The sequence below is a fragment of the Ectopseudomonas toyotomiensis genome (genome assembly GCF_900115695.1).
Lineage (GTDB): Bacteria > Pseudomonadota > Gammaproteobacteria > Pseudomonadales > Pseudomonadaceae > Aquipseudomonas > Aquipseudomonas toyotomiensis.
In genome coordinates, this window is sequence record NZ_FOXK01000001.1 from 608182 (window position 1) to 624078 (window position 15897).

At 64.2% G+C, this 15897-nt stretch carries 14 protein-coding genes and 1 other RNA gene; all 15 read right to left on the reverse strand.

Features of this window, described 5'->3' with window-relative positions; genetic code table 11:
• Nucleotides 1-13: 13 nt before the first annotated feature.
• Nucleotides 14-880 carry a cell division protein FtsQ/DivIB gene (locus tag BM186_RS03015; protein ID WP_021488110.1) on the reverse strand — a complete coding sequence of 289 codons (867 nt, stop codon included), beginning with the start codon at nt 878-880 and terminating at the stop codon, nt 14-16.
• A gap of 3 nt (nt 881-883) precedes the next feature.
• Nucleotides 884-1825 (reverse strand): D-alanine--D-alanine ligase, encoded by a 942-nt coding sequence (locus BM186_RS03020; protein ID WP_074913495.1) that lies wholly within the window; start codon nt 1823-1825, stop codon nt 884-886.
• A complete protein-coding gene (gene murC / locus BM186_RS03025; RefSeq protein WP_239690036.1) occupies nt 1822-3222 on the reverse strand; it encodes a UDP-N-acetylmuramate--L-alanine ligase in 1401 nt (466 codons plus the stop codon). Before murC ends, BM186_RS03020 begins: the two co-directional genes overlap by 4 nt.
• Nucleotides 3223-3256: 34 nt before the next feature.
• Complete coding sequence (gene murG, locus BM186_RS03030; protein ID WP_072423035.1) at nt 3257-4327, reverse strand: undecaprenyldiphospho-muramoylpentapeptide beta-N-acetylglucosaminyltransferase; 1071 nt, start codon at nt 4325-4327, stop codon at nt 3257-3259.
• A complete protein-coding gene (ftsW, locus tag BM186_RS03035) occupies nt 4317-5525 on the reverse strand; it encodes a putative lipid II flippase FtsW (RefSeq protein ID WP_072423036.1) in 1209 nt (402 codons plus the stop codon). The genes murG and ftsW overlap by 11 nt, the downstream gene beginning before the upstream one ends.
• Complete coding sequence (gene murD / locus BM186_RS03040; RefSeq protein WP_072423037.1) at nt 5525-6871, reverse strand: UDP-N-acetylmuramoyl-L-alanine--D-glutamate ligase; 1347 nt, start codon at nt 6869-6871, stop codon at nt 5525-5527. The genes ftsW and murD overlap by 1 nt, the downstream gene beginning before the upstream one ends.
• A gap of 6 nt (nt 6872-6877) precedes the next feature.
• Entirely contained in the window at nt 6878-7960 is a 1083-nt protein-coding gene (mraY, locus tag BM186_RS03045) for a phospho-N-acetylmuramoyl-pentapeptide-transferase (RefSeq protein WP_017678966.1), read from the reverse strand.
• Nucleotides 7961-9331 carry a UDP-N-acetylmuramoyl-tripeptide--D-alanyl-D-alanine ligase gene (locus tag BM186_RS03050; RefSeq protein WP_072423038.1) on the reverse strand — a complete coding sequence of 457 codons (1371 nt, stop codon included), beginning with the start codon at nt 9329-9331 and terminating at the stop codon, nt 7961-7963.
• On the reverse strand, nt 9324-10787 hold the full coding sequence (locus BM186_RS03055) for a UDP-N-acetylmuramoyl-L-alanyl-D-glutamate--2,6-diaminopimelate ligase (protein ID WP_072423039.1): 1464 nt from the start codon (nt 10785-10787) through the stop codon (nt 9324-9326). Before BM186_RS03055 ends, BM186_RS03050 begins: the two co-directional genes overlap by 8 nt.
• A complete protein-coding gene (locus BM186_RS03060; protein WP_072423040.1) occupies nt 10787-12514 on the reverse strand; it encodes a peptidoglycan D,D-transpeptidase FtsI family protein in 1728 nt (575 codons plus the stop codon). The genes BM186_RS03055 and BM186_RS03060 overlap by 1 nt, the downstream gene beginning before the upstream one ends.
• Nucleotides 12511-12804, reverse strand: coding sequence for a cell division protein FtsL (gene ftsL, locus BM186_RS03065; protein ID WP_021488101.1), 294 nt, complete (start codon nt 12802-12804; stop codon nt 12511-12513). Before ftsL ends, BM186_RS03060 begins: the two co-directional genes overlap by 4 nt.
• A complete protein-coding gene (rsmH, locus tag BM186_RS03070) occupies nt 12801-13745 on the reverse strand; it encodes a 16S rRNA (cytosine(1402)-N(4))-methyltransferase RsmH (RefSeq protein ID WP_072423041.1) in 945 nt (314 codons plus the stop codon). Before rsmH ends, ftsL begins: the two co-directional genes overlap by 4 nt.
• Before the next feature lie 2 nt (nt 13746-13747).
• Nucleotides 13748-14203 (reverse strand): division/cell wall cluster transcriptional repressor MraZ, encoded by a 456-nt coding sequence (mraZ, locus tag BM186_RS03075; protein WP_003459315.1) that lies wholly within the window; start codon nt 14201-14203, stop codon nt 13748-13750.
• Nucleotides 14204-14511: 308 nt separating this feature from the next.
• Nucleotides 14512-14859: RNase P RNA component class A (gene rnpB, locus BM186_RS03080), an RNA gene on the reverse strand.
• A 59-nt stretch (nt 14860-14918) separates the two neighbouring features.
• Nucleotides 14919-15818: a 16S rRNA (cytidine(1402)-2'-O)-methyltransferase gene (rsmI, locus tag BM186_RS03085; RefSeq protein ID WP_074913496.1), complete on the reverse strand. Its 900-nt coding sequence runs from the start codon at nt 15816-15818 to the stop codon at nt 14919-14921.
• Nucleotides 15819-15897: the final 79 nt, after the last annotated feature.

Sequence of the window (15897 nt, forward strand, 5' to 3'; positions counted from 1 at the left end):
GTCCAGCCTCTCCTCAATTCACTTTCTGCTCGGCCGCGGCCGGCTCCACCGGCTCACGCCAGGCCACGGCCAGGCCGTTGGCATAACGCAGGTCGATGCGCGCGATGTTCGCGCTCTGTTCTTTCAGTTCCCGCTCATAGATGGCGGCGAAACGACGCATTTTTTCCACCACGTGATCACGTCCCAGCAGGATGTCGATGCGCTGGCCGCTGGCGTTCTCGGTAGCCGAGAGAAACCAGCTGCCGCGTTCGCGCAACTGCAGCCCGACCACGGTGAAGCCCATCGGCCGCAGCAGTTGGCTGAGCATCTGGTACTGCTGCATCACCTTCGGCTGCGCCCGCTTCGGGCCGGACAGCTGCGGCAGATGCTGGTAGTTGTCCAGCTCCTGTGGCGCGAAGGCCTGACCCTGGTTGTTGAGCAGCGCCTCGTCACCCCAACGGGCGATGGGCAGTTGTTCCTCCAGACGCACGTCGATCTGATCCGGCCAGACACGACGCACTTCGGCATGGGCGATCCAGGGCATGCGCTCGAGCTCCTCGCGCATGCCGCGCAGGTCGGCGCTGAAGAAGCTCGCCTCGATATACGGCGCGATCCGCCGCTGCACCGCCTGCTGACTGACATAAGCCAGATCACCCTGCACGCTGATGCGGGCGATCGGGCGGTCGGCGTAGGGCAGCAGACGCAACGCGCCCTCGTAGGCGCCAAAGCCCAGACCAACCAACAGCAGCGGCCAGAGCAGCCGTCCCACCCAGGAGAAATCCGCCTTGGGCATGCGCAGGCGCATCGGCTCCTTGGCCACCAGACGGCTGGCGCCACGCGGCGCGGGCTTGCCGCGTTGCGGAGCCCTCAGCGAGTCCTGATGACGCAGAGCGATGCTCATCGCTTAACCCCTCGCCTCGACGCTGTCAGCCAGGATCGCCAGCACCAGTTGCTGGAAATCCAGACCGGCAGCACGCGCGGCCATTGGCACCAGGCTGTGGTCGGTCATGCCCGGCACGGTGTTCACTTCCAGCAGCCAGAACTGGCCGCTGGCATCCTGCATCACATCGGCACGCGCCCAGCCCTGGGTGCCTACGGCTTCACAGGCACGTGCGGTCAGCTCTTTCAGTTCCGCCTCTTTCTCGGCGGAGAGGCCGCAGGGAATGCGGTACTGGGTGTCATCGGCCAGGTACTTGGCGTCGTAGTCGTAGAAGGTGTGCGGCGTGCCCAGGCCAATGGGCGGCAGCACTTCGCCACGCAGCACGGCGATGGTGTATTCGGGACCGGCGATCCACTGCTCGACCAGCACCTGGCTGTCGTAGCGCGCGGCGTCCTGCCAGGCAGCGGTCAGCGTCTCGACGTTGTCGACCTTGGCCATGCCGATGCTGGAGCCTTCATGGGCCGGCTTGACGATCAGCGGGAAGCCCAGTTCGGCAGCTGCCGCTTCGCAGTCGGCCTGCGAAGTGAGCACGGCGTGACGCGGCGTCGGCAGGCCGAGGCTGTGCCAGACCTGCTTGGTGCGCAGCTTGTCCATCGCCAGCGCCGAAGCGAGGATGCCGCTGCCGGTGTAGGGGATGCCGGCGCATTCGAGCAGCCCCTGCATGGAGCCGTCCTCGCCACCGCGCCCGTGCAGCACGATAAAGGCACGGTCGATCTTCTCGCTGTTCAGACGAGCCAGGAAATCATCGCCCACGTCGATGCCGAAGGCGTCCACGCCTGCGGCCTGCAGGGCGCTAAGCACGGCATTGCCGGATTTCAGCGACACCTCACGCTCGGCGCTCTTGCCGCCGAACAGCACGGCAACGCGACCGAAAGCCTTGGGATCGAGGGTACTGTGCAAACTCATTTCGACTCCCCCACGAACAGCGGGTGTTTGATCAGTTGCGGTGCCACCGCGCCGATATCGCCCGCGCCCTGGCACAGCAGGATGTCGCCGGCACGCAGCAGCGGTTTGAGCAGCGGCGCCAGGTCGGCGCCACGCTCGACGTAGATCGGGTCGAGCTGGCCACGCTGACGGATGCTGTGACACAGCTGGCGGCTGTCGGCACCGGGAATCGGCTCTTCGCCAGCCGGGTAGACCTCCACCAACAGCAGCACATTGGCTTCGCCGAGCACCTGTACGAAGTCGTCGTACAGATCACGGGTACGGCTGTAGCGGTGCGGCTGGTAGACCATCACCAAACGGCGCTCCGGCCAGCCGCCACGCACGGCCTTGACCACTGCGGCCACTTCACGCGGGTGATGACCATAGTCGTCCACCAGCATCACGCTGCCACCGTCGACCGGCAGTTCGCCGTAGACCTGGAAGCGCCGGCCTACACCCTGAAAGCCCGACAGCCCGGCGACGATGGCGGCATCGTCGATGCCTTCGTCGGTGGCGATGGCGATGGTGGCCAAAGCATTGAGGACGTTGTGGTTGCCCGGCATGTTCACCGACACGTCGAGCGGCTCGCAGTCCGGGCGCAGCACGGTGAAGTAGGTACGCATGCCTTCCTGGCGCACGTTGATCGCGCGCACATCGGCGTCTTCGGCAAAGCCGTAGGTCACGGTCGGACGGCCAACCTGCGGCAGCAGCTCGCGCACCACCGGATCGTCCACGCAGAGCACGGCGAGGCCGTAGAACGGCAGGTTGTGCAGAAACTCGATGAAGGTCTTCTTCAGCCGGTTGAAGTCACCGCCATAGGTGCTCATATGGTCGGCGTCGATGTTGGTGACCACCGAAACCATCGGCTGCAGATGCAGGAAGCTGGCGTCGCTCTCGTCCGCCTCGGCGATCAGAAAACGGCTGGAGCCCAGCTGAGCATTGGTGCCAGCAGCGTTCAGGCGGCCACCGATGACGAAAGTCGGGTCCAGGCCACCAGCAGCGAACACCGAGGCCAGCAGGCTGGTGGTGGTGGTCTTGCCATGGGTGCCGGCCACCGCGATGCCGTGACGGTAGCGCATCAGCTCGGCGAGCATCTCCGCACGCGGCACCACCGGGATACGCCGCTCCAGCGCGGTGGCGACTTCCGGGTTGCTGGTGTTGACGGCACTGGAGACCACCAACACGTCGGCTTGCTCGGCATTCTCGGCAGCGTGACCAATGAAGATCTGCGCGCCGAAGCTTTCCAGACGCTCGGTAACGGCCGAGGCCTTGAGGTCGGAGCCGGACACTTCGTAGCCCAGGTTCAGCAGCACCTCGGCGATACCGCACATGCCCACGCCGCCGATACCGACGAAGTGGATACGGCGGATACGGCGCATGCGCCGCACTTCGGCCTTGACCGCAGCGGGAGACTTAGCCACGCATCACCTCCTGGCAGATATCGACCACCGTGCGGGTGGCATCGGGCTTGGCCAGGCGACGCGCGGTGGCGCCCATGACGTTGAGTTTTTCCAGGTGCATCAGAACCTCGGTGAGCTGCGCGGCGAGCTGGGCCGCGTCAGTGACATGTTGTGCAAGAAGGACGGCGGCGCCCTCCCTCGCCAGATATTCGGCATTGCGGCTCTGGTGATCGTCGATGGCGTGCGGCAGTGGCACCAGAAACGACGGCAGCCCCGCTGCGGCCAGCTCGCTGACGGTCAGCGCACCGGCGCGGCAAACCACCAGATCGGCCCAGCCATAAGCACGCGCCATATCCTTGATGAAAGGCGCGACCTCGGCTTCGACCGCGGCATCGCGATAACGCTCCGCAGTGATTTCGGCATGTTGCTTACCGGCCTGGTGGAACACCTGCGGACGTAGGTCGGCAGGAATTTTCTCCAGCGCGGCCGGCAGCAATTTGTTCAGCGGCTCGGCGCCCAGGCTGCCGCCCAGCACCAGCAATTTCGGCTTGCGCCCGACCAGCGGCTCACGCGGTGTTTCCAGGAAAAGCTCTTCACGCACCGGGTTACCGGTGGTGCGGCGCTTTTCGGAAGCACCGAAGGTGTTCGGGAAGGCTTCGCAGATGCGCGTGGCGATACGCGACAGCAGACGATTGGCGGTACCGGCCACGGCGTTCTGCTCATGAATCACCAGCGGCACGCCGGCCATACGCGCGGCCAGACCGCCGGGACCGGTGACATAACCGCCCATGCCAAGCACGCACACCGGCTGCAGCTCACGCACGATGCGACGCGCCTGCAGCAGAGAGCGCAGCAGCTGGAACGGCGCCTTGAGCAGCGACAGCTTGCCCTTGCCGCGCAGACCGCTGACGTTGATCAGGTGCAGCGGCAGGCCGGCCTGTGGCACCAGCTCGTTCTCGATGCCACGCGGCGTGCCCAGCCAGTGCACGGCATAACCACGGGCCTGGAACTCGCGTGCGCAGGCCAGCGCCGGGAATACGTGACCACCGGTGCCGCCGGCCATGATCAGCACGTTACCGCGCATGGCTGACCTCCTCGGCAAAATCCGCTTCGGTGAAATCCACGTCCTCGTTACCCAGGATGTTGCGCCGCTCCCACTCGATACGCAGCAGCAGCGCCAGACTGACGCAGCAGATCACCAGCGACGAGCCGCCGTAGCTGAGGAATGGCAGGGTCAGCCCCTTGGTCGGCAACAGACCGGTATTCACGCCGATATTGATCAGGAACTGACCGATCCACAGGAAGGACAGACCGTAGGCCACGTAGGCGGAGAAGAACTGCTTGGCCTTCTCGGCCCACAGACCGATGTACAGGCCGCGCACACAGACGAAGACGAACAGCCCTAGGGTCGCCAGCGCGCCGACGAAGCCCAGCTCCTCTGCCAGTACCGAAAAGACGAAGTCGGTGTGCGCTTCCGGCAGGTAGAACTGCTTCTGAATGCTGTTACCCAGACCGACACCGAACCACTCGCCGCGGCCGAAAGCGATCAGCGCCTGGGTGAGTTGATAACCTGCGCCGTACTGGTCGGCCCAGGGGTCGGTAAAGGTGATCAGGCGCTGCAGACGGTATTCCTGGGTCTGCACCAGGACGAACACCGCACCGACAGCCAGGGCCACCATCAGGCCGAAGCGCAGCAGGCCGACGCCCCCCAAAAACAGCATGGCCATGGCCGAGCCCATCATCACCACGGTGGCGCCGAAGTCAGGCTCCAGCAGCAACAGGCCTGCCATTGGCAGTAGCACGACGAAAGGCTTGAAGAAACCGGCCCAGCTCTCGCGTACCTCTTCCTGACGGCGCACCAGGTAACCGGCCAGGTAGACCACCACGAACACCTTGGCGATCTCCGACGGCTGCACGTTGAAGGCGCCGAAGCCGATCCAGCGCCGCGCACCGTTGACCTCGCGGCCGATGCCCGGCACCAGCACCAGCACCAACAGGGCGAAGGCCACCAGCAGCATGATCCAGCCGTAGCGCTGCCAGATGTTCATCGGCACCATCAGCACCACGCCAGCGGCACCAAGACCGATCACCAGATAAATCAGATGGCGAATCATGTGATAGAGCGGGCTACCGGTCTGCGCCGCGGCCACTTCCGAAGACGCCGAAGCGATCATCACCAGGCCGAGGCCGAGCAGGCCCAGGCAACCGGCCAGCAGCGGGAAGTCCAGATCGAGGCCACGACCCAGTAACGGCGAGGGACGAATCTGCAGGAAGGACAACATCAGACGAGTCCCTCCACAGCCTGGGCGAACAGGCGCCCGCGCTCTTCGAAGTTCTTGAACATGTCCAGGCTGGCGCAGGCCGGCGACAGCAGCACGGCATCACCGGCCTCGGCCAGATCGCTGCAGCGCTGCACGGCGTCTTCCAGGCTCGCTACTCGCACCTGCGGTACGGCGTCACCCAGGGTGTCGGCCAGACGCTGAGCATCACGCCCCAGTAGCACCACCGCACGGCAGAAACGTGCGACCGGAGCCTTCAGTGCGGAGAAGTCGGCGCCCTTGCCATCGCCACCGGCGATCAGCACCAGCTTGCCGGCGATATCGGCACCGAGACCTTCGATGGCCGCCAGCGCGGCACCGACATTGGTGGCCTTGGAGTCGTCGTAATAATTCACCCCAGCACGCTCGCCAACCCATTGGCAGCGGTGCGGCAAACCGGTGAACTGGCGCAGGGTCGCGAGCATGGCCTCCATCGGCAGGCCCACGGCATGACCGAGCGCCAGCGCCGCCAGGGCGTTGGACTGGTTATGCGCGCCACGAATTTTCAGCTCACTCACCGGCAGCAGCGCTTCGAAGCGAAACGCCAGAGACTTCTCGCCGTTTTCCTCGAGCAGGCCAAAGCGCTTGAAGTCCGGCTTGCCCAGGCCGAATTCCCAGCAGGTCACCTGGTCGGCGATCAGCGGGCGTGACAGGGCGTCGTCACGGTTGATCACCACCTGACGGGCACCACGGAAGATCCGATGCTTGGCCAGGTGATAGGCCGGCAGACCGCTGTAACGGTCCATGTGGTCTTCGCTGATATTCAGGCAGGTGGCCACTTCGGCATTGAGCTGATCGGTGGTCTCCAGCTGGAAGCTGGACAGCTCCAGCACGTACAGCTCGACATCGTCGGCCAACAGATCCAGCGCCGGCGTACCGAGGTTGCCGCCCACGGCGACACGCTTGCCGGCGGCAGCAGCCATCTCGCCGACCAGGGTGGTGACGGTGCTCTTGGCGTTGGAGCCTGTGATGGCAACGATGGGCGCCTTGGCATGGCGGGCGAACAGGTCGATATCGCCGGACAGCTTGACGCCGCGCGCCGCCGCCTCGGCCAGCGCCGGTGTCGATACCGCCAGGCCCGGGCTCACGTAGAGCTCCGAGGCGCGGCAGAGGAAGTCCACGTCCAGCTCGCCGCAACGTACTTCCACCTGCGGGTAGTCACGCTTGAGCGTCTCCAGCTCCGGCGGGTTCGCGCGCGTATCGGCCACGGCAAAGCGCACGCCCTGCTGCGCCAGGAAGCGCACCAGGGACATGCCGCTCTTGCCGAGGCCGACAACGATGCGGAACTGGTCGGAAGCGATCAATGACACGCTCTATTACCTCAGTTTCAGGGTGGCCAGGCCGATCAGCACGAGAATCACGGTGATGATCCAGAAACGGACGATCACGCGCGGCTCAGGCCAGCCCTTGAGTTCGAAATGGTGGTGAATCGGCGCCATGCGGAACACACGCTTGCCGGTCAGCTTGAAGCTGGCGACCTGGATGATCACCGACAGGGTTTCCATGACGAACACCCCGCCCATGATGAACAGCACGACTTCCTGGCGCACGATCACGGCGATGGTGCCCAGTGCGGCGCCGAGCGCCAGCGCACCGACGTCGCCCATGAACACCTGCGCCGGGTAAGTGTTGAACCACAGAAAGCCCAGGCCGGCACCAACCAGCGCGGCGCAGAACACGATCAGCTCACCGGCGCCCGGCACGTAAGGAATCAGCAGGTACTCGGCGAAGTTCACGTTGCCCGACAGGTAGCAGAAGATCGCCAGCGCACCGGCCACCATCACGGTGGGCAGGATGGCCAGGCCGTCGAGGCCGTCGGTGAGGTTCACCGCATTGCTGGTGCCGACGATCACGAAGTAGGTCAGCACCACGAAGCCGGCGCCCAGAGGAATGGCGACGTCTTTCAGCAGCGGCAGGATCAGGGTGGTCTCCACCGGGCTCTGCGCAGTCATATAAAGGAAGACGGCGGCAGCGAGGCCGAACACCGACTGCCAGAAATACTTCCAGCGGCTCGGCAGCCCGCGCGAGTTCTTCTCGATCACCTTGCGGTAGTCATCGACCCAACCGATGGCACCGAACAGCAGCGTCACGGCCAGCACCACCCAGACGTAGCGGTTGGACAGGTCGGCCCAGAGCAAGGTGCTCACGGTGATGGCGCTGAGAATCAGCGCACCGCCCATGGTCGGCGTGCCTTTCTTCGACAGGTGCGATTGCGGGCCATCGTGGCGCACCGCCTGGCCGATCTGCCGCACCTGCAGGGTACGGATCATCCACGGGCCGAGCCACAGCGACAGCGCCAGGGCGGTGAGCACGCCGAGGATGCCGCGCAGGGTCAGGTACTGAAAGACCGCGAAGCCCTTGTGAAACTGTTGCAGGTACTCCGCCAGCAGCAGCAGCATTTAGTGAATCTCCCCAGATACGCCACACAGCGCCGCCACGACCTTGTCCATGGCTGCGCTGCGTGAACCCTTGATTAGTAGTGTGCTGCCGGCCTGTTCGGCGCGAAGCGCTTCGATCAGCTCGGCTTGATCGACGAAGTGACGGCCTTTTGAGCCAAACTCCTCGACCGCAAAACGCATCAGCGGGCCAACGGCATACAGCGCATCGACCTTGCCCGCGGCATGGCGGCCGACATCGCGATGGCCCTGTTCGGCCCATTCGCCCAGCTCGCCCATGTCTCCCAGCACCAGAACGGTGCGACCGGAGAAGCCGGCGAGTATATCCACCGCCGCACACATGGACACCGGGTTGGCGTTGTAACTGTCATCGATGACTCGCACGCCGTTCGGCGCCAGCTGCGCTACGGCGCGGCCCTTGACCGGTTGCAGGCTTTCCAGCCCCTGAACCATGGCGACCAACGGCATGCCCAGGGCATGAGCAGCGGCGCAGGCCGCCAGGGCGTTGGCCACGTTGTGTTCGCCGAGCAGGTTGAGCTGAATGCGCGCGCTACCGACCGGGCTGCGCAGGGTGAAGCCCTGGCAACCGCGCTCGTCGCGGGCCAGGTCGCTGCCGTGGAAGTCGGCGCGAGTGTCGCGCAAGGCAAAGCTCAGCACCTTGCGTCCGGCAGCACGGCGCTGCCAGGTGATGAAAGCCTTGTCATCCAGATTGAGCACGGCCACGCCATCGTTCGGCAGGCCTTCGAGAATCTCGCCCTTGGCCTCGACGATCTTTTCCGGACCGCCGAACTCACCCACATGGGCATTGCCGGCATTGGTGATGATCGCCACCTGCGGCCGGGTCAGGCTGACGGTGTAGGCGATCTCGCCGACATGGTTGGCGCCCAGCTCGATCACCCCGGCGCGGTGCTCCGGCGCCAATTCGAGCAGGGTCAGCGGCGCGCCCAGATCATTGTTGAGGTTGCCGCGAGTGGCCAGCACCGCACCGTTCAGACCGGCGCGCAGAATGGCCGCGAGCATTTCCTTGACGCTGGTCTTGCCACTGGAACCGGTCACCGCAGCCAGCGGGCCAGTAAAGGCCTGTCGATTCAGCGCACCTAGTTGACCGAGCGCCAGACGCGTGTCGGCCACCAGCAATTGCGGCAACGGTGCATTGGCCACCTCACGCTCGACCAACGCGGCGACCGCCCCCTTGGCCGCAACGTCGGCCAGATAATCATGACCATCGAAGCGTGGGCCGGTCAGCGCCACGAAAAGCTGACCCGCAGCGATGGTGCGGCTGTCGGTGCCAACCGCGGAGAACGCCACATCGGCACCAATCACGCGAGCGTTCAGGTCGGTAGCGACGTCGCTGAGCAACCATGGCTTAAGCATGCGCTGCCTCCCAGGCCGCCAGGGCCTTGTTCGCTTCGATCAGATCGGAGAACGGCTGACGCACGCCCATGATTTCCTGGTAATCCTCATGGCCCTTGCCAGCCAGTACCAGCACATCGGCGGCTTCAGCCTGGGCAATCAGCCGCGCGATGGCATCGCCACGGCCGTGAATGAACTGCACCTGCTCCGGCGCTTTGAAGCCAGCGCGGATATCGGCAACGATCTGTGCCGGCTCTTCCGTACGCGGATTGTCATCGGTCACCCACACCGCATCGGCCAGCCGTTCGGCAACCGCGGCCATCAGCGGGCGCTTGCCACGGTCACGATCGCCGCCGCAACCGAACAGGCAGACCAGACGCCCTTCGACGTGTGGACGCATGGCTTCGAGAACTTTCTCCAGGGCATCCGGGGTGTGCGCGTAGTCGACCACGACCAGCGGCTTGTCGCCGCCACCGAGACGCTGCATGCGGCCCGCTGGCCCCTGCAGTTGCGGCAGGACCTTGAGAATCTCGTCCAGGGCATAGTCCAGCCCCAGCAGCGCGCCGACCACCGCCAGCAGGTTGCTCAGGTTGAAACGACCGAGCAGATTGCTGCGCAGCATGCCTTCGCCACGCGGCGTCACCAGGCGTGCACGCACACCGTGATCGTCGAAGTGCGCTTCGCTGCAATAAAGGAAGGCGCTGGCATCGCTGAGGCTGTAGCCGATCAGGCGTGACTCGTGCGTTTGCGCGGCCAGCTCACGACCAAAGGCGTCATCGAGGTTGATCACTCGGCAACGCAGGTTCGGCCAGGCGAACAGCTTGGCCTTGGCTGCGCCATAGGCCTCCATGCTGCCGTGGTAATCGAGGTGATCGCGCGACAGGTTGGTGAACACCGCCACGTCGAACTCCAGAGCCGCGACGCGGCCCTGATCCAGACCATGGGAGGAAACCTCCATCGCCACGGCGCGCGCACCGGCCTGCTTGAGCGACGCCAGGGTGGCCTGCACCCCGACCGGATCGGGGGTGGTGTGCTTGCCCTGCTCCAGCGCGCCATGGAAACCGGTGCCCAGGGTACCGACGATGCCACAACGCTGACCGAGCAGATCCAGTGCCTGAGCCAGCAACTGGCTGACGCTGGTCTTGCCGTTGGTACCCGTAACACCGATCAGGTGCAAAGCGCGGCCCGGCTCACCGTAGAAGCGCCCGGCAATGGCCGAAAGCTGGCCGGCCAGCCCCTTGACCGGCACCAGCACAGCACTTTCAGCATGCATGGGTGCAGCGCCTTCGGCCTCGAAGGCCACTGCCGCAGCGCCGCGCGCAATGGCATCGGCGATATGCACACGGCCATCCTGCTGGGTACCCGGCACGGCCAGGAACAGATCACCCGGACGTACCTTGCGGCTGTCCAGAGTCAGTTCCCGAATCAGCACGCTGCTTTCGGCAGCTGGCAACAGTTGATTGAGTGACATGGGCATCAGTTACGCCCTCCCTGGCCAACGGCGGCCATCTTCTGCTCGGGCGGCGGCAGATTGTCTGGCGCAATGTTCATCAAGCGCAGCGAACCTGCCATCACCCGGCTGAACACCGGTGCGGAAATCAGGCCGCCGTAGTAGGCACCCTTGCCGGGCTCGTCGATCACCACCACCAGCGCGATGCGCGGGTCCTGCGCCGGGGCGAAACCGGCAAACAGAGAGCGGTAGGAGTTGGTCTGGTAGCCCTTGGCGCCAGCATTGGTCTTGCGCGCGGTGCCACTCTTGCCCGCGACGTGGTAACCCGGAACCTGGGCACGGAACACGCCTCGCGGCGCCTCGACCACCTGCTGCAACATGCCCTGCAGGGTCTTGGCCACGTCGGGCGACATGACCTGCATGGCGCCCGGCTTGCTGTCCACGCGAATCATCGACAGCGGCGTCATGCCGCCACCGTTGGCCAGTGCGGCATAGGCATGCGCCAGTTGCACCGCAGTCACCGAGAGGCCATAGCCGTAGGACAGCGTGGCGGTCTCCGCCTGCCGCCACTGGCGGTGATTGGGCAGATTGCCAACCCGCTCACCCGGGAACCCGAGGCCGGTATCGCGACCGAAACCCAGGTTACTCAGCACGTGATAGATATTCTCTCCGCCCACGTCGAAGGCGATCTTGCTCATGCCAACGTTGCTGGAGTTGATCAGGATACCGGTCAGATCCAACGCCGGACCTTGCGTGCGGGAAACGTCGCGAATGCTGTAGCGGCCGATCTGCAGAGTGCCGTTGCCGACCTGAACGATGTCGCTGGGCTTCCAGCGACCGGTCTCCAGCGCAGCGGACATCGACAGCGGCTTGATGGTCGAACCAGGCTCGAACACGTCGATCATGGCGCGGTTGCGCATGGCTGCCGGGGTCAGGTTGCGACGGTTGTTCGGGTTGTAGGTGGGATGGTTGACCATCGCCAGCACTTCACCGGTCTTCACGTCGACCATCACCAGGCTACCGGCCTTGGCATCGTTCTCCAGCAACGCATTGCGCAGCTCACGATGGGCCAGGTACTGCAGGCGCAGATCAATGGACAACGCCAAGGCCTTGCCAGCCTTGGCGTTCTGCGCGACCTGAACGTCCTTGATCAACTTGCCACGCCGGTCCTTGAGCACCTGGCGCTTGCCCGGCACACCGGCCAGCCAGTCTTCGTAGGCCAGCTCCATGCCCTCACGACCCCGGTCGTCGATATCGGTGAAGCCGACGACATGAGCCGCCACTTCGCCAGCCGGATAGAAGCGGCGGAATTCTTCGATGGCATAAACGCCCGGGACTTTCAGGTCCAGCACACGCTGACCGTTCTCCGGGGTCAGGCCACGCACCAGATACATGAACTCGCGCTCCTTGTTCTGCTCAAGACGCGCGGCGAAGTTGGCGGGATCCTGGCCGAGTGCGGCAGCCAGCGCCGGCCACTGCTCACGACCGGCCTGCAGCTCCTTGCCATTGGCCCACAGCGTGGTAACAGGGGTACTGACGGCCAGCGGCTCGCCATTGCGGTCGGTGATCAGACCACGATGCGCCGGGATCGGGATATGCCGCACGCTGCGAGCATCGCCATGGGCCTTGAGGAAGTCATGGTCGAGCACCTGCAGGTCGAGCATGCGCCAGGCGATTGCGCCTACCATCAGCGCCAGCAGCACCAGCACCAGGCGGAAGCGCCAGGGATAGAGTGCGCCTTCGAGCCCGATCATGGACGCACCATGCGCACGGCGGCAGGGTCAGGGATGTGCATTTTCAGCTGTTCAGTGGCCAGCGCTTCGATGCGGTTGTGCGCGGTCCAGGTACTTTGCTCGAGAATCAGTCGTCCCCACTCGGCCTGCGCCTTGTCACGCACGCTCAGCTCGCCGTACAGCTCATTGAGCAACAGACGATTCCAGTGCGCGCTGTAAGACACCGCCACAGCGGAAATCAGGATGGCGATGAACAGCAGCAGCATCAGGAAGCTGCCGCTGGGCATGGATTTGATCAGCCGGCGGCTCACCGCAATTTCTCCGCGATGCGCATCACCGCGCTGCGCGAGCGCGGATTGGCCTTGAGTTCGGCCTCAGCGGCGTAGACCGGTTTGCCGATCAGTTTCAGACGCGGTTCGAAGGCTTTTGGAATGATCGGCAGATCACGCGGCAGCTTGTCCGCCTCGCCCTTGGCCTGACGCTTCATGAACTGTTTGACGATACGGTCTTCCAGCGAGTGGAAGCTGATCACCACCAGGCGGCCACCGACCTCAAGCGTTTCCAGCGCCGCTTCGAGACCGCGCTCAAGATCACCGAGTTCGTTGTTGACGTGGATGCGGATGCCCTGGAAGGCACGCGTCGCCGGGTTCTTGCCCTTTTCCCAGGCCGGATTGGCCACGGTCAGCACTTGGGCCAGATCGGCAGTGCGGGTGAACGGCTGCTCGGCGCGGCGCTCCACCACGGCGCGCGCCATGCGCTTGGCGAAACGCTCTTCACCGTAATCCTTGAGCACGCGGGCGATTTCGTCTTCACCCGCCGTGGCAATCCAGTCAGCGGCACTGACGCCGACATCCGGATTCATGCGCATGTCCAGCGGGCCGTCATTGAGGAAGCTAAAACCACGCTCGGGATCGTCCAGCTGCGGCGACGACACACCAAGGTCCAGCAGAATGCCGGCAACCTGTCCGGAAATGCCGCGGACAACAGCTTCGTCGCCAAGTTCCGCAAAACTGCGCTGCACAACGACAAAGCGGCCGTCTTCGGCCGCCAATGCTTCCCCGGTGGCTATCGCCAGGGGATCCTTGTCGAACCCCAAGAGCCGTCCGTCTGGCCCGAGCTTCTGCAGGATCAGCCGACTGTGTCCGCCACGCCCGAAGGTGCCGTCCATATAACGACCATCACCGCGCACAGCCAGCCCCTCGACAGCTTCGTCGAGCAGCACGGTGATATGGCGGAAGTTGCTATCGGTCATGGTCACAGGATCAGGTCACGCAGGTCATCGGAAAGGGCACCGGGCTGCTTGATGGCAGCGAGGTCGGCTTCGGCTACGGCATTCCAGGAATCTTCATCCCAGAGTTGAAACTTGTTCAGCTGGCCGACGAGCATCGCTCGCTTGTCCAGCTTGGCGTATTCGCGCAAACGCGGCGGCACCAGGAAGCGGCCACTGGCGTCCAGCTCGAGATCGACAGCATTACCGATCAGCAGACGCTGCAGGCGGCGGTTCTCTTCACGGAAGGAGGCCAGCTCGCGCAGCTTGTTCTCGATCAGCTCCCACTCGGCCAGGGGATAAACGCAAAGACAAGGGTCGACGGCGTCGATGGTCACGATGAGCTGGCCACTGCAACGCGCAACGAGCTCGTCACGATACCGACTCGGCATCGCGAGGCGCCCTTTGGCGTCGAGACTGATGGCGTTAGCTCCGCGAAACACGGCTGCGCTTCCCCTGTAATTAGCTTTCCATGCCCAAAAAAACCCACTTCGTGCCACTTCTTACCACTTGCGCACACTATAGGAACGCGCACGCCCCACCGTCAAGGCGCTCCAGAAGGGAAAAATCCTTACAGGACGGAGATTTAGCGAACAAAAGCGAGGGGAAAAGGGATGCCGGAACCGGCTTTTGACAGACAAATCTCAACCATTCCAGCCAGCTGAAATTCGAACTTAAAGTAATTTGTTAAGAGTAAGAATTTTTCGGTATCAGACAGGAGGGAGATAGAAGCACAACGCGAGAAAGGAAGGAGGAGAGTCGATCTGTAAGCCGGGTTCTGTCGAGGACAGTCATTCCTCTACGGCGTACATCACTGCACGCCTTTAGCAACCTACCCGGTTCCAGCGCGGGCCACGCCGATGGAACCCTATTTGGTCTTGCTCCGAGTGGGGTTTACCTAGCCACGGACTGTTGCCAGCCGTGCGGTGCGCTCTTACCGCACCTTTTCACCCTTACCGGCGCCGAAACGCTTAGGCGGTTATTTTCTGTGGCACTTTCCGTAGGCTCACGCCTCCCAGGCGTTACCTGGCACTCCGCCCTATGGAGCCCGGACTTTCCTCCCCCTTCTTGCGAAGGCAGCGACTGTCCGATCGACTCTCCGCCGGCAAGGGTACCGGGCGTGATGGCAAGCTGCAAGCCAGACTGATAGCGGGTGAATCAAGCCTTACGCTCCAGAGCGACCTGATAGAGCAGATTCTTGCGCACCCCGGTAATCTCCGCCGCCAGCGCCGCTGCGCGCTTGAGCGGCATTTCCGCCATCAACAGATCGAGCACACGCAGGGCTTCGGCACTGACTGCGTCCTCGCCTTCCGGCGCCTGCCAGCCTGCCACCAGCACCACGCACTCGCCGCGCTGCTGATTGCTGTCTGCGCCCACCCATTCGCACAGTTCGGCCAGCGGCAACCCCTGCAGAGTCTCGAAGGTCTTGGTCAGCTCACGCGCCAGCAATGAAGGGCGATCACCGCCAAACACATCTCGCATGTCCTGCAAGCACTCGAGAATACGGTGTGGCGCCTCATAGAAGATCAGCGTGCGTGGCTCTTCGCGCACCTGCTCCAGACGCGCACGGCGTCCCACCGCCTTGGCCGGCAGAAAACCTTCGAAGATGAAGCGATCCGAGGGTAGACCAGCTGCCGACAGCGCGGCGATCAGCGCGCAGGCGCCCGGCACCGGCACCACCGCAATCCCTGCAGCGCGCGCCTGGCGCACCAGGTGGTAACCCGGGTCGGAAATCAGCGGCGTGCCCGCATCGGAAATCAGCGCAACATCCTCACCGGCCTGAAGGCGCGCCAGAAAGCGCCCGCCCTGATCGCGCTCATTGTGTTCGTGACAGGCAGCCAGCGGCGTCTCGATTCCAAAATGCTGCAGCAGGCGCACCGAATGCCTGGTGTCTTCAGCGGCGATCAGCGCCACCTCGCGCAAGATCCGCAACGCCCGCGCGCTGATGTCATCCAGATTGCCAATGGGCGTGGCGACCACATACAGGCTGCCTGGCTGGACGCTTGAGACGGCGGGCTGACTCACTGGAAACACCTCGTTAATTGAAAGAGCGCTCATTCTAGCCGGTTCCGCCCCAGCGGCATCGCACGGATGTCGCCCCTTGGGTACAATCGCCGCTCGTTTTGCTCAAGTATCA